The organism is Sphingomonas sp. Ant20 (genome assembly GCF_000783375.1).
GTDB lineage: Bacteria > Pseudomonadota > Alphaproteobacteria > Sphingomonadales > Sphingomonadaceae > Sphingomonas > Sphingomonas aerolata.
Genome location: NZ_JRVI01000014.1, coordinates 1 through 16,899, shown reverse-complemented (window position 1 = coordinate 16,899; position 16,899 = coordinate 1). Strand labels below are relative to the sequence as shown.

Genomic DNA, 16,899 nt, shown 5'->3' with positions numbered 1-16,899 from the left:
TCTCGATGTTTACCGACGATCAGACTGCCATACGGGACGCAGCGCGCGACTTCGCGCAGGAGCGGCTGCAACCGAATGCCGCGTCCTGGGACCTCACCGGCACGTTTCCCCAGGACGCGATCGCGGAGATGGGAGCCCTGGGCTTCTTAGGCATGCTGATACCCACTGAATACGACGGCGCCGGGGGTGGATCACGTCGCCTACGCGCTTGCGATCGAGGAGATCGCGGCCGGAGACGGTGCTGTCTCGACGATCATGAGCGTCCACAATTCCGTCGGCTGCATGCCGATTTTGAAGTTTGGGACCGAGGCACAGAAGCAGCGGTTCCTCCGACCGATGGCACGGGGCGAGGCGATCGGAGCGTTCTGCCTGACCGAGCCTGGAGCAGGCTCCGATGCTTCCGCCCTGCGAACGCGGGCCGTACTCGATGGCGACCAGTGGGTTCTGAACGGTACCAAGCAGTTCATCACGTCAGGCAGCACCGCAGGGGTTGCGATCGCCTTCGCCGTTACCGACCCTGCGGCCGGCAAGAAGGGTATTTCGGCGTTCATCGTTCCGACGGACACCCCTGGCTATGTCGTGGCCGGCGTCGAGCACAAGCTCGGGCAGCGCTGCTCGGATACTGCGCAGATCGTGTTCCAGGATCTACGGCTGGACGCCGAGATGATGCTGGGTCAGGAAGGCGAGGGCTTGCGCATCGCACTGTCCAACCTCGAAGGCGGCCGGATCGGCATCGCCTCGCAGGCCGTGGGAATGGCACGCGCTGCGTTCGAAGCGGCGGTGCGATATACCAACGAACGCGAGACCTTCGGGACGCTGCTCAAGAACCATCAGGCCGTAGCCTTTCGTCTCGCTGACATGGCCACCCAGATCGAAGCCGGTCGGCATCTCGTTCTTGCAGCCGCGCGCCTTCGGGATGCCGGTCTGCCCTGCCTGAAGGAGGCCGCCATGGCGAAGCTGTTCGCCTCGGAAATGGCGGAGCGGGTCTGCTCGGACGCAATCCAGATCCACGGCGGCTACGGCTACCTCCAGGACTACGGCGTGGAGCGGATCTACCGGGATGTACGGGTCTGTCAGATCTACGAAGGCACGTCCGACATCCAGCGCATGGTCATCTCCCGCGCGCTCTGAATCTCCAGCTTCACGAGGTAGATACATGACCACGGATCCGATCATCATCTCCAGCTATGCCCGCACACCGATGGGAGCGTTCCAGGGGGCGTTCTCAAGCATGAGTGCCGTTGAGCTTGGCGCTGCAGCCGTTCGAGGCGCCGTCGAACGCGCCAAGGTATCGCCCGACCGGATCGATCGCATCTACATGGGATGCGTGCTGCCGGCGGGTCTCGGCCAGGCACCGGCGCGCCAGGCGGCGCTTGGCGCCGGACTTCCGGAATCGGTCGAGGCAACCACCATCAACAAGATGTGCGGCTCGGGGATGCAGGCTACCATCATGGCAGCGGAAGCCTTGATGGCCGGTGCAGTCGACGTCGTGATCGCGGGCGGCACGGAGAGCATGACCAATGCCCCCTTTCTGCTCGGCAAGCACCGCGCAGGATCGCGCATCGGCCATGATGTGGTCGTCGACTCTATGATGCGTGACGGTCTCGAAGACGCTTATGACGAGGGCAAGCCAATGGGCGCGTTTGCCGAGGACAGTGCGCGCGACTATCAGTTCTCGCGTGCGGATCAGGAAGCGTTCGCGATCGAAAGCCTTCGTCGCGCACAGGCCGCCGTCCGTGATGGGGCCTTCCTGAACGAGATCGTGCCGGTCGCCGTACGCACTCGACGTGGTGAAACGATGGTCGGGACGGATGAGCAGCCGGGCAATGCCAAGCCGGACAAGATCCCGGGTCTGAAGCCCGCGTTCGCCAAGGACGGTACGATCACTGCAGCCACGTCCGCGTCGATCTCCGATGGGGCAGCTGCGATGGTGATGACGCGACGTTCCGTAGCGGAGGAGGCCGGTCTGGAACAGCAAGCGGTCCTGGTCGCCACAGCGGCGCACGCTCATGCTCCCGCCCTGTTCACCACCGCCCCCGTGCCTGCCATACGCAAGGTGCTCGCCAAGGCGGGGTGGGAGGTCGCCGACGTCGACCTGTTCGAGATCAATGAAGCCTTCGCAACTGTCGCAATGATCGCGCAGCAGGAGCTCGGCATCTCACGGGACCGTATCAATGTACACGGTGGTGCGACCGCACTCGGCCATCCGATCGGCGCGTCCGGCGCGCGGATCATCGCGACGCTCATCTCCGCACTCAAGGGGAGCGCCGGCAAGCGCGGCGTCGCCGCTCTCTGCATCGGGGGTGGCGAAGCCACTGCCGTCGCCATCGAAGTCATCTGAGGTAGCCATGCCGCGCGGACGCTTCATCGATCGAGCTGGTCCGCTCGTCGGACTTCGCGTCGTAGAGTTCGCGAGCATCGCGCCGGCCCCCCACTGCGATGCTGCCTGCAGATTAGGGCGCATAGGTCGTCAGGATCGACGGGGAAGGTGGCAACGGCTGGCTCGAGGAAGTGTCTGCCTGGCCAGGGATTCATAAGTCGCTGGCATGACCTGGATGGCCTGAGTGTCGTTCAAATGAGATATCTGGAGCATAGACATGCTGAATTATGACTACCTGATGCAAGAACAGCAGTTCGTGCTGCGCCACGTCGCCGGCTGCGAAACATACGGCCTGGACGAGGATGTCATCCGTCCAGTGCTCGATGGTGTCGGGAAGCTGGCTGCCAAGTGGGAGCGGATAAATCGTGTCGGAGACGAGGTCGGTGCCCGTTGGACCTCAGTGGGAGTCGAGATGCCCGATGGATTCAAGGATGCCTATGAAGCCTATGTCGAAGCTGGCTGGGGCAGTCTCGGGGTGTCCGAGGCCTCGGGGGACAGGGCATGGCCGTTCGTGCTGCAGACGGCAGTGCTAGAGACGCTCGGCACGGCGAACTCCGCGCTCGCGCTTCTGCCGACACTGTCGCTGGGCGCCATGGATGCGTTGGTTCATCACGGCAGCACCGAGCAGCAGCAGCGCTATCTCCCGCGCCTCGCCTCGGGCGAGTGGACCAGCACGATGAACCTCACCGAGCCGCAGGCCGGTTCAGACGTCGGAGCGCTGCGCACGCGGGCGACGCCGCGCTCCGACGGCAAATGGAACATCGCGGGCCAGAAGATCTTCATCTCATACGGCGATCACGATCTGGCCGAGAACATCATCCACCTCGTTCTTGCGCGGACGCCTGATGCCCCTCCCGGAACGCGCGGCATATCCCTCTTCGTCGTACCCAAGTTCCGGCTTGATGAAGACGGTCAGCCAGCCGAGCGAAAACGACGTGCGGGTAGTGTCGATCGAGCACAAGATGGGACTTCACGCGTCACCTACCTGCGTCATGTCGTTCGGTGACGAAGGGGACTGCATCGGCGAGCTGGTCGGCAGGATCGGGGGCGGAATGTCGGCGATGTTCACGATGATGAACAGCGCACGGCTGAACGTCGGTCTTCAGGGCATCGAGATAGCGGAAGCCGCCACGCAGAAGGCGGTCGCCTTCGCCCTGCAGCGGATCCAGTCAGCTCGCACGGGCGCGGCCAGCCGCGACGCCGTGGCGATCGTCGAACACCCCGACGTGCGTCGTATGCTGCTGCGGATGAAGGCTCAGACTCAGGCTGCGCGCGCACTCGTCTACTACGCGGCCGGAATGGTCGACGCGGCCGCGCACGGGGCACCGGATGCGGCAGCGCGCCTTGAGCTGCTGACCCCGCTCGCCAAGGCGCATGCAACGGACCTCGGCATGGAGGTCGCCTCACTGGGAATCCAGGTCCATGGCGGCGTAGGCTACGTCGAGGAGACAGGCGCTGCGCAGTTCTTCCGCGATGCGCGGATCATGCCGATCTACGAGGGGACGAACGGTATTCAGGCAGCGGATCTCGTAGGCCGCAAGCTGTCCCTCGAGCAGGGGCAGGTCTTCCAGCGTCTCGTCGACGACATGGCTCGCGGCGCCGTTGGGGAACAGCTTCAGGAGCTCGTTGGCGTCTGTCGCACCATCGGGTCGGAGCTGACGTCCGCTCATCACGACGATCGGCTCGCGGCCAGTTCGCCGTTCCTGACCATGCTTTCGGTCGCAGTATGCGGTTGGCTCATGGAGAGGCAGGCGCAACTGGCGGGGGACGACGCGTTCGGCCGGTCCAAGAAGGTCGCGGCGCGCTTCTACGTGGAGCAGATCGTTCCCGAGGCGCTTGGCCTGCGAGCAGCGGCGACGGCCAGTTCAGATGTCCTGTATGCGCTGGACAGCGCCGAGCTGGCGGCCTGAGCGATGATGCGGACCACTTTAAAGGCGGTCGCTTCCGCTCGGCAGCAGTCGCTCGGTGACATGCTGCGACGCTCCAGGCGGCGGCACGGCGCCCGCACTGCGATCATCTGCGGCGCCCGGCGGCTCACCTATGACGAACTGGACGACCGCGTCGACTGGTTGGCCTCGGGGCTGTCGGAATTCGGCATCCGCAAGGGGGATCGGATAGCTCTGCTGGCTCGCAACAGCGACGCCTTCGTCGAGGTGCGCTTCGCTACCGCGCGTATCGGCGCCATTCTCGTGCCGATCAACTTCATGCTCGACGAAGTTGCCATCCGCTACGTCCTCGATCACTGCGGTGCCCGCATCCTGTTCGTTGACGCTACGACGGCAGGGGCCGCCGCCGGTGCCGTGCGGGGGGGCATCGAGGCCATCTTCGCCATTCCGGGAGAAACCGAGCTGGCGCCCAGCGGAGCGGGGATCGCACCCGCCGAGCAGCTCTATCGGATGACGCCTCCGCCGGAGACCGACGTCCTGCCGGACGATCCGCTTCAGATCGTCTATACGAGCGGTACCGAATCCCGCCCCAAGGGGGCGGTGCTAAGCCATGCTGCGGTGCTATGGCAGTACCAGAGCTGCATCGGTGACTGCGAATGGTCTCGGGAGACCGTCGCGCTCCACGCCCTTCCGCTGTTTCACTGCGCGCAGCTCGACGCGATGCTGGGACCAGGTCTGAGCGTGGGCGCGACGAACGTGATCATGTCCGTACCAAGCCCCGGCAACATCCTTCCGGCCATTACGCAGCATCAGGTCACTTCTTTCTTTGCACCGCCGACGGTTTGGATCTCGCTGCTGCGGTCGCCTCTATTTGCCGAAAACGATCTCTCGTCGCTCAGGCGGGCCTACTACGGCGCGTCGATCATGCCACTCGAGGTGGTACGTGAACTGATCGTCCGGCTGCCGGGCCTGCGTCTGTGGAACCTGTACGGACAGACAGAGATTGCTCCACTGGCGACGATGCTGTTTCCGGACGAGCAGCTCGCCCATCCCGGATCCGTCGGGCGAGCCGTCCTCCACGTCACGACCCGCGTCGTCGACGACGAGATGCAGGACATTCCCGTCGGTCGGATCGGCGAGGTCGTGCACCGTTCGCCGCAGCTCATGACCGAGTACTGGCAGGACCCGGAGAAGACTCTCGAGGCCTTCGCGGGCGGCTGGTTCCACAGCGGCGATCTGGCGACCATCGACGCCGAGGGATACATCACCATCGTCGATCGCAAGAAGGACATGATCAAGACGGGGCGCGAAAACGTGTCCTCGCGCGAAGTGGAGGAGGTTCTCTACGCCCATCCTGCTGTTTCGGAGGCTGCAGTCGTCGGGCTGCCCCACCCGACCTGGATAGAGGCGATCACGGCAGTCATCGTCCTGCGGGATGACGTGGAATGCCATGCAAGCGACATCATCGATCACTGCGCGCGATCGCTTGCGGGCTTCAAGGTGCCGAAAGGCGTCGTCTTCCGTTCGGAAATTCCGAAGAACGCGAGCGGCAAGATAATGAAGCGCGACCTTCGTGCTCTGATCATACCGGACGACCAAGGCAGCAGCATAGAAGGACAAGACTGATGAACCTCGAGGGACTGGCCGCGATCGTTACCGGCGGAGCGTCGGGCCTTGGTGGAGCGACCGCGAGATGCTGGGCTCGCGTGGGGTCAAGGTCACCGTGCTCGACTTGCAGGAGGAGGCGGGAAAACAGAAGGCGGAGGCCATTGGCGGCTTGTTCGTGCGCACCGACGTCACCAGCGAGAGCAGTGTCCGGGACGCACTGGGAACGGCTGAACGGCACCACGGTGTGGCACGCCTTCTCGTGAACTGTGCAGGTATAGCGCCCGCGATGAAGACCGTCGGGCGGGAATACGCGACGCATCCCCTCGACCCGTTCCGCAAGGCGGTCGAGATCAATCTGATAGGCACCTTCAACGTCCTCTCGCAATTCGCCGCCGCGCTCGCGCAGGCCGAGCCGCTTGGCGAGGAGCGAGGCGTCATCGTCAACACCGCTTCAGTCGCAGCCTACGACGTCAGGTCGGCCAGGCGGCATACGCGGCCTCCAAGGGCGGGGTCGTGGCCCTTACGCTTCCGGTCGCGCGAGATCTCGCTCAGCATCTGATCCGCGTCGTCACCATCGCGCCCGGCATCTTCTGGACGCCGATGCTCGCCGGCCTGCCGCAGGCCGCGCAGGACAGCCTTGGGACACAGGTGCCGCATCCAAGCCGTCTCGGCGCCCGGAGGAATACGCGGATCTAGTAGCCGCCATCATCGCCAATCCCATGCTCAACGGCGAGACGATCCGTCTGGACGGCGCGATCAGGATGGCTCCACGCTGACCCCCGCGCGACCATCGATTCTTTTTGCGAACAGAGGACAGATACCTATGGCCGAGGCCTACATCGTCGATGCGATCCGCACGCCAGGAGGACGGCGAAAGGGCGGTCTTTCCGGCATCCATCCAGCTGATCTCGGCGCCACCGTGCTCGACGGGCTGCTCGATCGTACGGGAATCGATCCCGGCGCGATCGAGGACGTGATCGTCGGCTGCGTCAGTCAGGCCGGCGAACAGGCGTTCGCGTTCGGCCGCAACATGGTTCTGGCGTCGCGATTACCGCAGACCGTCCCGGCGGTGACGATCGACCGACAGTGCGGATCCTCGCAGCAAGCTCTCCACTTCGCGGCCCAGGCGGTGATGTCAGGTACGCAGGACGTCGTCGTGGCCGCAGGGGCGGAGAGCATGACCCGCGTCCCAATGGGTTCGAACTATACCCTTCACGAGCAGGCCGGGATCGGCGAGGGACCATGGAGCCGATCCATCAGGGATCGCTTCGGCGTCGAAGGCTTCAGCCAGTTCTCCGGCGCCCAGGCGATAGCCGAAAAGTACGGCCTGTCCCGCGAGGCGATGGACTCCTATGCCTTGGAAAGCCATCGGCGCGCCGCCATCGCGACGGACGCGGGTGCCTTTGTTTCTGAGATCATCCCCGTCACGACGAGTGCCGGTTTGGTGAGCCGTGACGAAGGCATCCGGTACGATGCGTCGCCGGAAGCCATCGCTGCGGTCAAGCCGCTGGTGGAGGGCGGCACCATCACCGCGGCGAATGCGAGCCAGATGACGGACGGGGCATCCGCGGCGCTGATCGTCAGTGAAAGAGCGCTCCGCACATACGGGCTGACGCCCATCGCTCGGGTACACGCCCTGGGCGTGACGGCGGGCGATCCGGTCATCATGCTCGAGGAGCCGATACCGGGGACGCGAAAGGCGCTAGCCAGAGCGGGGATGACCTTGGACGACATAGACCTCTTCGAGGTCAATGAGGCCTTCGCCTCGATCCCGATGGCCTGGGCGAAGGCCCTTTCCGTAGATGCCTCGAAGATGAACGTGAACGGTGGAGCAATCGCTCTTGGTCATCCTCTCGGCGCCAGCGGTACGAAGCTGCTCGCTACGCTGATCCATGCGCTCCGCGCACGAGGTCTGCGATATGGCCTGCAGACGATGTGCGAGGGTGGTGGAGTCTCGAACGTGACGATCGTCGAGGCGCTATACTGACGGCGTGCCGTCCGAAGGGGAGCGCGTGCACCGCCCCCGACTGGCTCTCGCGGTCGCAGTCGCTTGCGGAGGAATGCCATGGTATCGCCGTCGAATTGTTCCAGGCCGTACCAAGCAGCCATGAAGTTCAGATCGTGTTTTCGATAATTGGCCGCTCGCCGGCCGTCGGGTAGCGTTGCTGAAACCCGGGGCACCGCATCGATGTCGCGACACGCTTCTGGGGGGTGTCCGGCGAGACCGATAGTAGCAGGCGGCCAAGCCCGCGTCTCGGAAGCCGATCGCCAGGTCGCTCTTTGTGGTTAAATCGGCTTCAACATCTTCGGGGCGCTTGAATGTCATAAAAGTACGACTATTCTAGGATCATGGAAATTGGCGACGCGATGACGGTTCTGAGCGCTCTGTCGCAATCGACTCGATACCGCTGCGTATCCCACCTGGTCGGTCACGGGCGGTGCACTGCCGGCGATCTTGCGGTCGTGCTGGGCGTTCCAGCAAACACCATGTCCAGCCACCTCACCATTCTTTCACATGCCGGTCTCGTGAAGTCGACGAGAGAGGGGCGGAACATCGTCTACGAGGCGGTAATCGAGCCCCTTTCCGCTCTGGTGGCAGAGCTCGGCCGTCTGATGCCACGCTAGTCCTTGCTACTTTGCTCCGCTAGAGCGAGGGCGCAGAACGCTTTCCTTGACGTAGTGCTTCCTGCTCGACGAGCGTCGTCACCCTCTGCGAAGTACCGTCGGGCTGGGCCAACGTGATCTGGCCGCCGAGCGGCCCGACGTCGGCGCCCAGTCTGAAGACGCTACCTTCACCGAGACACGCTGCCTGGCCGCACCAGCGGGCATGCAGACCGTCGCCGTCGACCGCTCCGCTGTCTTTCGAATGCATACCGTACTTGTCGGCAAGCAGCGAGCGCCACTTAGCAGGGTCGGTTCCGGCGGGCGGGAGGTAGGTGACGCCGCGGATCCGGGCGCCTTCCGGCCAGCCGAGCATCCGGATCATAATCCTGCCGCCTCTGCCGTCGTCGATGTCCGCGCTGTCCAGGACGCTGTCGCCCCTGAGTGGGCGCCGGCCCCCTCGCATGTTGACGAGCTTGCGGACGCGGTCGTCGAACGTGTCGGTCCTACTGCTACGACGGACGGTCATGCCGCGCGCCTTCAAAACGCGCTGTGCTTCCTCCTCTGTCATTCCGAGCCGAAAGCCACCTAGGTCGAAGGTTGCCGGAACGCCTTTGACCGTCTGCGGGGCCACGGTGTTCACGCCGACCTGACCGGTTGCAGCGGCTAGCGCGGCAGCAAGGACGAGTGCCATCGTATGTGTCATCATGCTTCCTTTCAGATGTCGATTTCGCCCGACCGGTGCAGGGCGCGGATGCGGATATGCGCGATCGCGCCGACGACCAGATATGTGACAAGATAGGGCAGAGCGTGCTTCGCAAGACCGATCCGCATCGCCACCGCCGTAAGAGCGGCTGCGATGAACGGCACGGTCCGCATGGAGCACAGCACTGCGAACAGAATCCAGGACGCGGTCGGCCTGACGAGCGCGGTGACGGCGGTGGCCATCACGACCGCGAAGCCAAGCGGGTCGCTATTCGTGAAGAGCGTCACGACCATGCCCGGAACGATCAGGAAAAAGCCGCCCAGGACGAATATCGGGACGAACGGTACAGTACGGATCGGCACGGCTAGTCCCCTCGCATCGAGGGAAGTTCTCCGGAGGCCGCTATTGCAGCGACCCTCGTCATGTATCCGGCTTCATCGTTGGCCATCGTTCCCTCCGTCATGGAAGGGCGCAGCCAGTCGGCGGCGCCCCGTCGAACGGGACGCCGGCCCCCTGAGCCGGGTGTTGGAAACCAGAACGAGCTGGCGCGGGCACCTTTAACCGGGTGGTCTGGACATACGTGTCCGCCACCCGGCCGAAGAAGCTCTTCGACCGTCATTGGTCTTTCGACCGACTCTCGTTCAGGGTTTCCACGCCCCGGCCCGGGAACCGCTTCCCGTGCATCGCCCACTATAGGTTGTCAGGTTCCCGAAGGCGATGGGCTTTTAGGAGCGATCGCGCGTCAACGACGGATTTGTGGTGGCATGTGGAACCCGCGCGACTCAAAACGATCGCTTGGAGCAATGATCTTGGAACGGAGGTGTCCGGCTGCATCCGCACGCTTCAACGTCCCGTGCCACCCTCTCCATAGCCTTGGGCTGCATTCCTGGCGTGGATCGCCGCGACGATGCCTTCGCATAGACGTCTCACTCAAAACGAGCGACGTACCAGGGGCGCTGGATCGGACCGACCACATTCAGCCGGAAGTGTTGCCTGCCGGTAAAAATCCGCCCGAGACGATAGCACTTCGTCATTCGCCATCCACGTCGCGAGCAGTGAAAACGCTCGTGACCCGTCGACCCCCTCCCGATCCATCGTCCAGCGCACTGCATCGCCATGTCGACCGCACGAGAAGCAGTGATAGAAACTGCCATCCCGGGCAACGTGCAGACTGTTCGACCAATCGGGATGGGCAGGGCACGCTGCACGTAGCAGGCCGTGATCGTCAGCTAGCACGCAGGTCTCGCCGATAAGGTCGGCCAAGCGCACGGCGGCGCGAAGTCGCTCCCTCGGATCGGCGGCATCACCCATCACGACGTCATCGCAAATCGCGCGGCGCACGCCACGCGGCAGTCCGCCCCTCATGCGATATCCCAAGCCGTTCGACGAAAGGGCCACCCCCCGGGGTCCCCCATGCCACTCGATCGGCCGATCGGGGCGTCTGAGGGGCGAATTCGAACGTGAATCTCGGACCGCTTCGATCGATCCGCCATCCGAACAACATCTAGCAGGAGTGGAGAATGGAGAAGATCGACATGGACGGCGTCGACCCACTTCGATGGGCGGAAGTTCGTCGGAGAGCCGACGTGATCAGGAAGTATCTCGCAGTCGAGGACGCCGACGAGGTTCATCGGAAAGAGCACGCCAGGCTGCTCGGTCTCAGTCCGAACCAGTTCATGGCTCTGGTGCGGGCATGGCGCGAGCACGAGGGCAGAGCGGCGCGGCTGGCGGGATCCGGCGCGAAGCGCGGTGCCCCTCGCCGACGCACCCGGCTGGCGGTGCCACATGAATCCAAGACCGTCGCGGCCGCGATCATCGACGAGCTGGGAGGATCTGCGCCGTTCGTCGACATCAACCGGAGGGTAGCCGAGAAGTGCTTGGCACAGGGACTGACGCCGCCGTCGCGGAGCACCGTCTGGAACATGGTCATGAGCCGGCGCAGCACCCAGGCCGGCCCGCTAAAAGGCGTCGTGGTAGGGACATGTCGCGTTCGCCTGCCGGTGCAGGCGGGGACGGTTATCGCTATGCCCTCGCTGACGCTAGCGGTTCGTAGCGAGGATGGAGCGGTTCTTGCCGCTTCCATGTCGGAGCCGAATGACGGCTGGTCCGACTTTCTTTTCCGACTTGTCGCCGCGGAAGAGGACGTGCGCATCGACGAGACCTTGTCGCCGCTTCTGCCGGACGACGGCCACCGATCGCGTTCGATCACGCCGACGGCGGCGCGATCGGCGCTCTCGCGCGTCCTCGGGCGCGGCATCGAAAGGTTGCGACTGGTGTACGTCGCCAGCAAGGCCATCGCGCCGGAGCGCCTACTCACTACAAGAGAGGATCGCCCTCTGTCGCCCGGGGATGCGCACGTGATCGTTGCGGACGCGTTGACCCGACATAATGGCGCTCGTCAGATTCCCCCTCCGATCTGGATCGATACGGGATCGCAATGATCCGGCTAGCAGAATTCGTCCCGGCTTCTAATAGTTGAGCGCGACGTGTCGGCATTGGGGGGAAGCGGGATGCTGTCTCTGATAGCCGGGATCAGATCGGGGCGGTGCTCCCGGCTAGTGCCCGCAGAATGGCGAGGAGCTCCGGCGGCGGGGCATACGGCTCGGTAGCCTTGGTCGCGACCGGCAGACCCGAGTTATGGACGTCGACCTCAACGGCCAGACGAGCGGCGGCGTCTAGAGTCGTCGGCGCACCGGCTTCGTCGTCCAGTGTCCGGCCCGGTACAAACTTCACTCGGCCCATGCGCTCGCCGAGTATCCGTCGGACATACATGCCGAAGCGCCGCTTCGATCCCGCGGGCTGAAGGTGGCCCGCGAGGCCTGCACGGGCCAGCGTCGTCGCGATACCGTTCCAGGAGACGTCGTCGGGGCCGAAGACGAGCTGGCTGCGCTCCGTCTTCTCCGTCCACGGCACTTTAGCAAGGGGTGCCCGCGCGAGGCGCGAGAGGGCGTCTCGTGCTGCGGATGCGTAACCGTCGCGACTATGCCGCGCGTCGCCCAGGGCCGCGCCCAGTACGGCGTGGCTTCCCTTGTCCAGTACGAGGAAAGCGACGAAGACGGCGGACGAATGAGGAAGCTCGCACGCCAGGCAGTCGAATAGAATTTCGTTCCCGGGCGCACCCTCCCGCGCACGTCGCCTGGTCTCGATCTCCGCGAATCTGCGCAGGGTGTTGTAGCTCGGGCGCTTGTCCGGCGGCACGCCGAGCGCCTCACCAAGAGCTTCCCCAAGCGCAAGAGCGAGCTTCCTGACGCTGCCCGCGGGATCGCGATCGACCACCCCGACGACCAGACGCTGCAGGTCGTCGTGGTACCACAGCTTTCGTGACCTCGGAAGCGCAGCGGATGTTCCCAGCACCGCCAGCGAGCGATGCTCGCGCCACTGGCGGTGCATCTCGTACCAGCGGTTGAGACTCAGCCCCGCGTCCGCCGCGGCCCGCTCCACCGGTGGCGCCGTCTCCGGCCGGTCGAACTTCAGCAGCGTCCTGAGCCGCTGGACGGCGCTATCGCGCTGGGCCGGAGACATCAGCGCCCACATCGCCGCCTCCTCGCTAGGAAGCGGCGAGCCGAAGATAGACGCCAGCAGCGCCTCCGTGTTGCCCTTTCGGGCGCGCGCGGGCGTAGTGTCCGTCCCGGCGTTCCGTTCGTGGCCATCGACGCTCATGAAGTCTGGTTAGCGCATGACCAACTTGTAGTCGAGCAGCGCAGCCACCAAGTGGATCGAGTACGGGAATATCCAACCAGCCCTCGATATCCAACTAAGGGCAGTTGAAATTCGACGAATGTCCAACTATCTGTCGATCAATCTCTGACAGAAGGACATGCTCCCATGAAGGACACGGACAAGCCCGATTCGCCCCACGGCCCGTCTTCCCGACGCACGCCGCAGCAAGCCTGGCGGCGCCGGCGCTCCTGCCGGACGTCGACGTTCCGGCTCCTCTACCGGCCGGGACCCTGCGACGGGGAGTTCGAGTGATGGGTGTCGTCCAGTGTACCGCGGCGCGGGCAGGTTCCGAGGCCGCGGCGATCGCATGGAGCTGCCTTCAGGGGTGCGCGTTCGAACTCGACGGTGATCAGGCACGCATAGAGCAGATCCATCGCTGTCGGGCCGGCATGGGCGGCGACGTGGTGGTGATCCGCTTCGAGATGACGCACTCGTACCTGCGTAGTCTGCGGCAGGCCATGCAGGCCAGGACCTTTATCCAGATGGTGCGACGCGGCCGGGTGTCTCTCCTGCCGGGGGGGACGGCCTCCCCGCGGACCATGCGTGACATCCCGGACGACCGCGTTGGCGTGGGGGAACTCGCCCGGCCGGGCGCACCCGTGGGGATCGAGATCGACGCAGTCCGGAGTGCGCACGGTCACGGGCGTCGTCGCCACCGCAGGCGGGCTCACGAGGACAGGGTCCGCTACGTGCCCGATAATGGCGGCGCATCGACGAGGGTGCAGACGGTGGCCGTTCCGGCCAGGCGCGGCCGGGCGGCCGGCAAGTGAGCGTAGCTCCGAGCGCGAAGGCGCGCGATCTTCACGGAGTGCCTCGACCCGATCCGGAGCAGCGGCTGCGCCTCGTGCGCGCCGGAAGCGCCGAGGCGGAGGGCGCTCGCTTCGCAGCAAAGATGTTCGTCGCGGAGGACGGCGGTCCAATCCGCACGATCGTCGGCGACGGCCATCGACACTACACGGGAGAGGAGCATTCGCAGAAGACAGGACGCTCGAATCCGTACGACGGCGCGACGGAGCACGCCCTCATCATCGAGAGCGAGCTCCGCTCCGACGTCTGGACCTATCGGACGCAGGCGTTCCGCCTGCGTCTGCTCGTCGGCGTCTCCGTACGCGAGTGGATCTGCGATCACCTTCGGCACGTGCGCGTCGATGGCGTCGACGTGGTCGAGGCGATCGAATGCAAGCCCAACCTGTCCTTCCTGGATGACGACGAGCGCGCCGTGCAGACCGCCGTTGGCGCGGTCATGCGCGGCATGGGCTGGCGGCACCGCGTGCTCTACCTGCGCGACGTCGAAGGCAGCGGCGAGCGCCAGGTCAACTTCGGCGAGATCTACGCGCGGCAGACGCGGCATGTGCCGGAGGATGTGCTCGATGTCTTCGATCGCATGTGCGACGAGAAGCCGGACGTCACCTTCCGTGACCTTCGCGAGGCGCTCCATTCCGATCGCGTCATGGGCACGTCGCTTGCCCATGCGATGATCTGCCGGGGTCGCGTGCAGTTCGACCTGGACCGGTATCTGTTCGATCCCATGCCGGTCCGACTCGTGCCCGCCAAGATCTGTACCGACGTCTTCGGCTTCTGATCTCATGGACAGACTTCCTTTCAGCAGAGGATCCCACCTCTCCTATCACGGCCATCCGTGCGTCTATCATGGCGTGGCGGCCAACGGGCGTTGCCAGTTCACGGACGGCGCCGGCTGGATGCTCGAGGTCTCCGATCCGGAAACCGGTCTTCCAGTGTGGCCGTTGCCGGATCGCGTCCGGGAACTCATGGCCGATCAGTATCTGATCCTCCGCGCCGATCCCCTCGACAATCCGGTCCGCCGGCGCGCTCGCGGCGAGGAAGGTACGCGTAAGGAGCTTGCAGAGGTCAAGTGCAAGAGTAGGCCCGGCCAGTCCCGCGATCCGTGGTACTACCTGCGCGAGGAGACGCTTCGCGCCTGGGACGATCCCGAGATCGAGCGCTGCTCGCTTACCCGCGTAGCCATTCCGGAATGGTACGCGCGCAACTTCGACGTGGCTGACCTGGAGCGCAGGTTCGGCCGTCTTCCCAGTGATACGACCTTCCGCAAGTGGGTTCAGACGCGGGGCTCGGACGGTGATCGACGCCCGGGAGACTTCGCCTCCTACAAGAGCGTCGGCACGCGCCGTCGGCGCATCGACAGCATGGTGCTGGCGATCATTCGTTACTGGGCCGTGCGCTTCCACGCCAAGCCGCGACAGTCTGTGAACGCCTTCTTTCGCAGGGTGGAAGAGGACGTGGACCGCTATCGCCGCGGTGAGAAGCTCGAGATACTGGACTTCGAACGCGCGATAGATCCGCCGGTGGATCCCGAGAGGGTAAAGATGTGCACTCGGCGCATCTTTACGATGGAGCTCGAGCGAGCGCGCGGTGGAAAGGCCATGTCCGTCGCCTATGGGCAGCGTGCACGGGAGCAGCGCTATGGCGGCGGCGGCGTCGCGCAGGAACCGGTGCGCTTCCTCCAGTACGTCCAGCTCGACGACACCCCGTTTCCCATGGTCTTCGTCTTTGATCCCGTGCGCCGCCTTCCCGTGGGCGTGCCGACGGTGACGATCGCGCTGGACGTCTACACCCGGGTCATCCTGGGCTGGGACATCACCTACGAGCCGCCGAGCTATGCCAGCTACTTCCGAACCATGCTGCATACGGCGCTGCCAAAGCGGGTGCCGGAGAGCTTCCAGTGCGAGCCGAGCATAGAGGCGGGCCTGGCCGAGCTGTGCGGCAAGGTCGTCGGCCACATGATGCTCGACAACGCGCGGCACCAGATCGGTCGAGCGGCGCAGGATGCAGGTGGAGACATCGGCTTCGGTGTGCGCTGGGCAGGCAAGAAGCAGCCGACTCACAAGGGGCATGTGGAGAGCTGCCTCGGCACCCTGCAGACGATCCTGCGCGATCGCCTGCAGGGTGCCACCTGGGACATCCCGCTGATGCGCGAGTTCGACTATGATCCTTCGAAGCATGCCATCGTCACGATGGAGCAGTTTCGCGAGATCTTCGCCGAGGTCGTCGCCCGCTATCATACGAAAGGGCACGAGGGGCTTGTGCAGCGCACGCCACTGGACGTCTGGCTGGAACAGCGGGCGCTTCACGGCCTGGACTGGGTCACGGACGCCGACCACTTCCGACGGGCGATCGGGTCGGTCGTCTACGTCTCCTTCCGCGGTGACGGGGCAGGGGTCGAAGGTCTTAGGTACGGCAGCGACGGCTCCGACGAGCGCTATCCGCTGTCTAACGAGGACATCCTATTCCACTTGGGTCTCGCACGAGGCGTCGCGTCCGACGCGAAGAAGCGATCGTTCGACGACGTCAAGATCAAGTACGACCCGAACGACCTGAGCAGCGCCTGGCTCTTCGACGAGCAATTGCGCGAATACGTGGCGATTCCCTGTACGATGCGACGCTACGCAGAGAACCTGCCGCTCTGGCTACACGTCCGCCTAAAGGAATGGGCGCGCCAGAAGAAGCGGAAGTTCGAGACCGAGCACGACATGGTCGCGGTCCGCGATGCGTACGCACAGGCCATGTCGCGGATCATGCCCGAGGCCGTGGTGGCGGAGCGTCGAGCTGCAGCCCGCCTGGAGGATTCCTCACAGGGCCGGGCATACCTCGGCGATTCGGTAGGGCTTCTCGGCGTCATGCCGTCGCCGAGCGGCATGGAGACGATCGTTGCCCACGATACGCGTGTCGGAACCCGCCGCGATGCGACACGAGTCGCTCCGCGCAGTTCCAGCCGGAAGAAGACGACCGGGAAGGGCGGCGCCAGTCACGACGCTTCCGGCGCGACGAGGTCCGAAGCGGCCGAGCAGGCACGCCAGGACACTGCCCAGACCGCCCGCCGTCTGGACAGCGACTCCGGTTCCGGCGGCTATTTCTGATCACCAACGAAAAGGAAACTATCGATGCCTAGCAAAAGCAAGATCACGGCCCCCGGCGCCGCCGCCAAGCCGCAGGCCGGCAGGACCCCGCCGCGCCACAGG

The 16,899-nt window shown here is 64.9% G+C and carries 11 protein-coding genes and 3 pseudogenes; 11 read left to right on the top strand and 3 right to left on the bottom strand.

Annotated elements, in window-relative coordinates:
- Nucleotides 1-5 precede the first annotated feature (5 nt).
- From NI18_RS03620 to NI18_RS22970, 7 genes and pseudogenes are all read left to right on the top strand, one after another.
- Nucleotides 6-1,131: pseudogene (locus tag NI18_RS03620) on the top strand (acyl-CoA dehydrogenase family protein).
- Between the two features lie 25 nt (nucleotides 1,132-1,156).
- Complete coding sequence (locus NI18_RS03615; RefSeq protein ID WP_037528184.1) at nucleotides 1,157-2,341, top strand: acetyl-CoA C-acyltransferase; 1,185 nt, start codon at nucleotides 1,157-1,159, stop codon at nucleotides 2,339-2,341.
- A 256-nt stretch (nucleotides 2,342-2,597) separates the two neighbouring features.
- Nucleotides 2,598-4,290: pseudogene (locus tag NI18_RS03610) on the top strand (acyl-CoA dehydrogenase).
- Nucleotides 4,291-4,293: 3 nt separating this feature from the next.
- Nucleotides 4,294-5,892 (top strand): fatty acyl-CoA synthetase, encoded by a 1,599-nt coding sequence (locus NI18_RS03605; RefSeq protein ID WP_084215015.1) that lies wholly within the window; start codon nucleotides 4,294-4,296, stop codon nucleotides 5,890-5,892.
- Nucleotides 5,892-6,650 (top strand): annotated as a pseudogene (locus NI18_RS03600) (SDR family NAD(P)-dependent oxidoreductase). The gene NI18_RS03605 and the pseudogene NI18_RS03600 overlap by 1 nt, the downstream one beginning before the upstream one ends.
- Nucleotides 6,651-6,697: 47 nt before the next feature.
- The gene (locus NI18_RS03595; protein WP_037528182.1) at nucleotides 6,698-7,861 is read left to right on the top strand and encodes an acetyl-CoA C-acetyltransferase; all 1,164 of its coding nucleotides are present in this window, start codon (nucleotides 6,698-6,700) and stop codon (nucleotides 7,859-7,861) included.
- A 362-nt stretch (nucleotides 7,862-8,223) separates the two neighbouring features.
- Nucleotides 8,224-8,499, top strand: coding sequence for a metalloregulator ArsR/SmtB family transcription factor (locus NI18_RS22970; protein WP_084215014.1), 276 nt, complete (start codon nucleotides 8,224-8,226; stop codon nucleotides 8,497-8,499).
- Between the two features lie 19 nt (nucleotides 8,500-8,518).
- Here the strand turns inward: NI18_RS22970 and NI18_RS03585 are convergent, their stop codons facing one another.
- Both NI18_RS03585 and NI18_RS03580 read right to left on the bottom strand, forming a co-directional pair.
- Nucleotides 8,519-9,181, bottom strand: a complete 663-nt coding sequence (locus tag NI18_RS03585) for a hypothetical protein (RefSeq protein WP_128082067.1) — start codon at nucleotides 9,179-9,181, stop codon at nucleotides 8,519-8,521.
- Nucleotides 9,182-9,192: 11 nt separating this feature from the next.
- Nucleotides 9,193-9,543: a hypothetical protein gene (locus NI18_RS03580; protein WP_037528177.1), complete on the bottom strand. Its 351-nt coding sequence runs from the start codon at nucleotides 9,541-9,543 to the stop codon at nucleotides 9,193-9,195.
- A 1,158-nt stretch (nucleotides 9,544-10,701) separates the two neighbouring features.
- On the opposite strand from NI18_RS03580, the gene NI18_RS03575 reads away from it, so the two are divergent.
- Nucleotides 10,702-11,622 carry a hypothetical protein gene (locus NI18_RS03575; protein ID WP_037528175.1) on the top strand — a complete coding sequence of 307 codons (921 nt, stop codon included), beginning with the start codon at nucleotides 10,702-10,704 and terminating at the stop codon, nucleotides 11,620-11,622.
- Between the two features lie 91 nt (nucleotides 11,623-11,713).
- Here the strand turns inward: NI18_RS03575 and NI18_RS03570 are convergent, their stop codons facing one another.
- Nucleotides 11,714-12,841, bottom strand: coding sequence for a hypothetical protein (locus NI18_RS03570; RefSeq protein ID WP_037528173.1), 1,128 nt, complete (start codon nucleotides 12,839-12,841; stop codon nucleotides 11,714-11,716).
- Between the two features lie 311 nt (nucleotides 12,842-13,152).
- Between NI18_RS03570 and NI18_RS03565 the strand changes: the two genes are divergently transcribed.
- The 3 genes from NI18_RS03565 to NI18_RS03555 all read left to right on the top strand — a co-directional run bounded on the left by NI18_RS03565 (nucleotide 13,153) and on the right by NI18_RS03555 (nucleotide 16,797).
- Nucleotides 13,153-13,671 carry a hypothetical protein gene (locus tag NI18_RS03565; RefSeq protein ID WP_037528171.1) on the top strand — a complete coding sequence of 173 codons (519 nt, stop codon included), beginning with the start codon at nucleotides 13,153-13,155 and terminating at the stop codon, nucleotides 13,669-13,671.
- Nucleotides 13,672-13,793: 122 nt separating this feature from the next.
- Entirely contained in the window at nucleotides 13,794-14,483 is a 690-nt protein-coding gene (locus tag NI18_RS03560) for a hypothetical protein (RefSeq protein ID WP_128082064.1), read from the top strand.
- A 118-nt stretch (nucleotides 14,484-14,601) separates the two neighbouring features.
- Complete coding sequence (locus NI18_RS03555) at nucleotides 14,602-16,797, top strand: hypothetical protein (RefSeq protein WP_128082063.1); 2,196 nt, start codon at nucleotides 14,602-14,604, stop codon at nucleotides 16,795-16,797.
- The last annotated feature ends 102 nt before the right edge of the window (nucleotides 16,798-16,899 follow it).

Coding starts and splice junctions, on each gene's coding strand:
- NI18_RS03615 (WP_037528184.1), top strand. CDS start 1,157: ATGACCACGGATCCGATCATCATCTCCAGCTATGCCCGCACACCGATG.
- NI18_RS03605 (WP_084215015.1), top strand. CDS start 4,294: ATGATGCGGACCACTTTAAAGGCGGTCGCTTCCGCTCGGCAGCAGTCG.
- NI18_RS03595 (WP_037528182.1), top strand. CDS start 6,698: ATGGCCGAGGCCTACATCGTCGATGCGATCCGCACGCCAGGAGGACGG.
- NI18_RS22970 (WP_084215014.1), top strand. CDS start 8,224: ATGGAAATTGGCGACGCGATGACGGTTCTGAGCGCTCTGTCGCAATCG.
- NI18_RS03585 (WP_128082067.1), bottom strand. CDS start 9,181: ATGACACATACGATGGCACTCGTCCTTGCTGCCGCGCTAGCCGCTGCA.
- NI18_RS03575 (WP_037528175.1), top strand. CDS start 10,702: ATGGAGAAGATCGACATGGACGGCGTCGACCCACTTCGATGGGCGGAA.
- NI18_RS03570 (WP_037528173.1), bottom strand. CDS start 12,841: ATGAGCGTCGATGGCCACGAACGGAACGCCGGGACGGACACTACGCCC.
- NI18_RS03565 (WP_037528171.1), top strand. CDS start 13,153: ATGGGTGTCGTCCAGTGTACCGCGGCGCGGGCAGGTTCCGAGGCCGCG.
- NI18_RS03560 (WP_128082064.1), top strand. CDS start 13,794: ATGTTCGTCGCGGAGGACGGCGGTCCAATCCGCACGATCGTCGGCGAC.
- NI18_RS03555 (WP_128082063.1), top strand. CDS start 14,602: ATGCTCGAGGTCTCCGATCCGGAAACCGGTCTTCCAGTGTGGCCGTTG.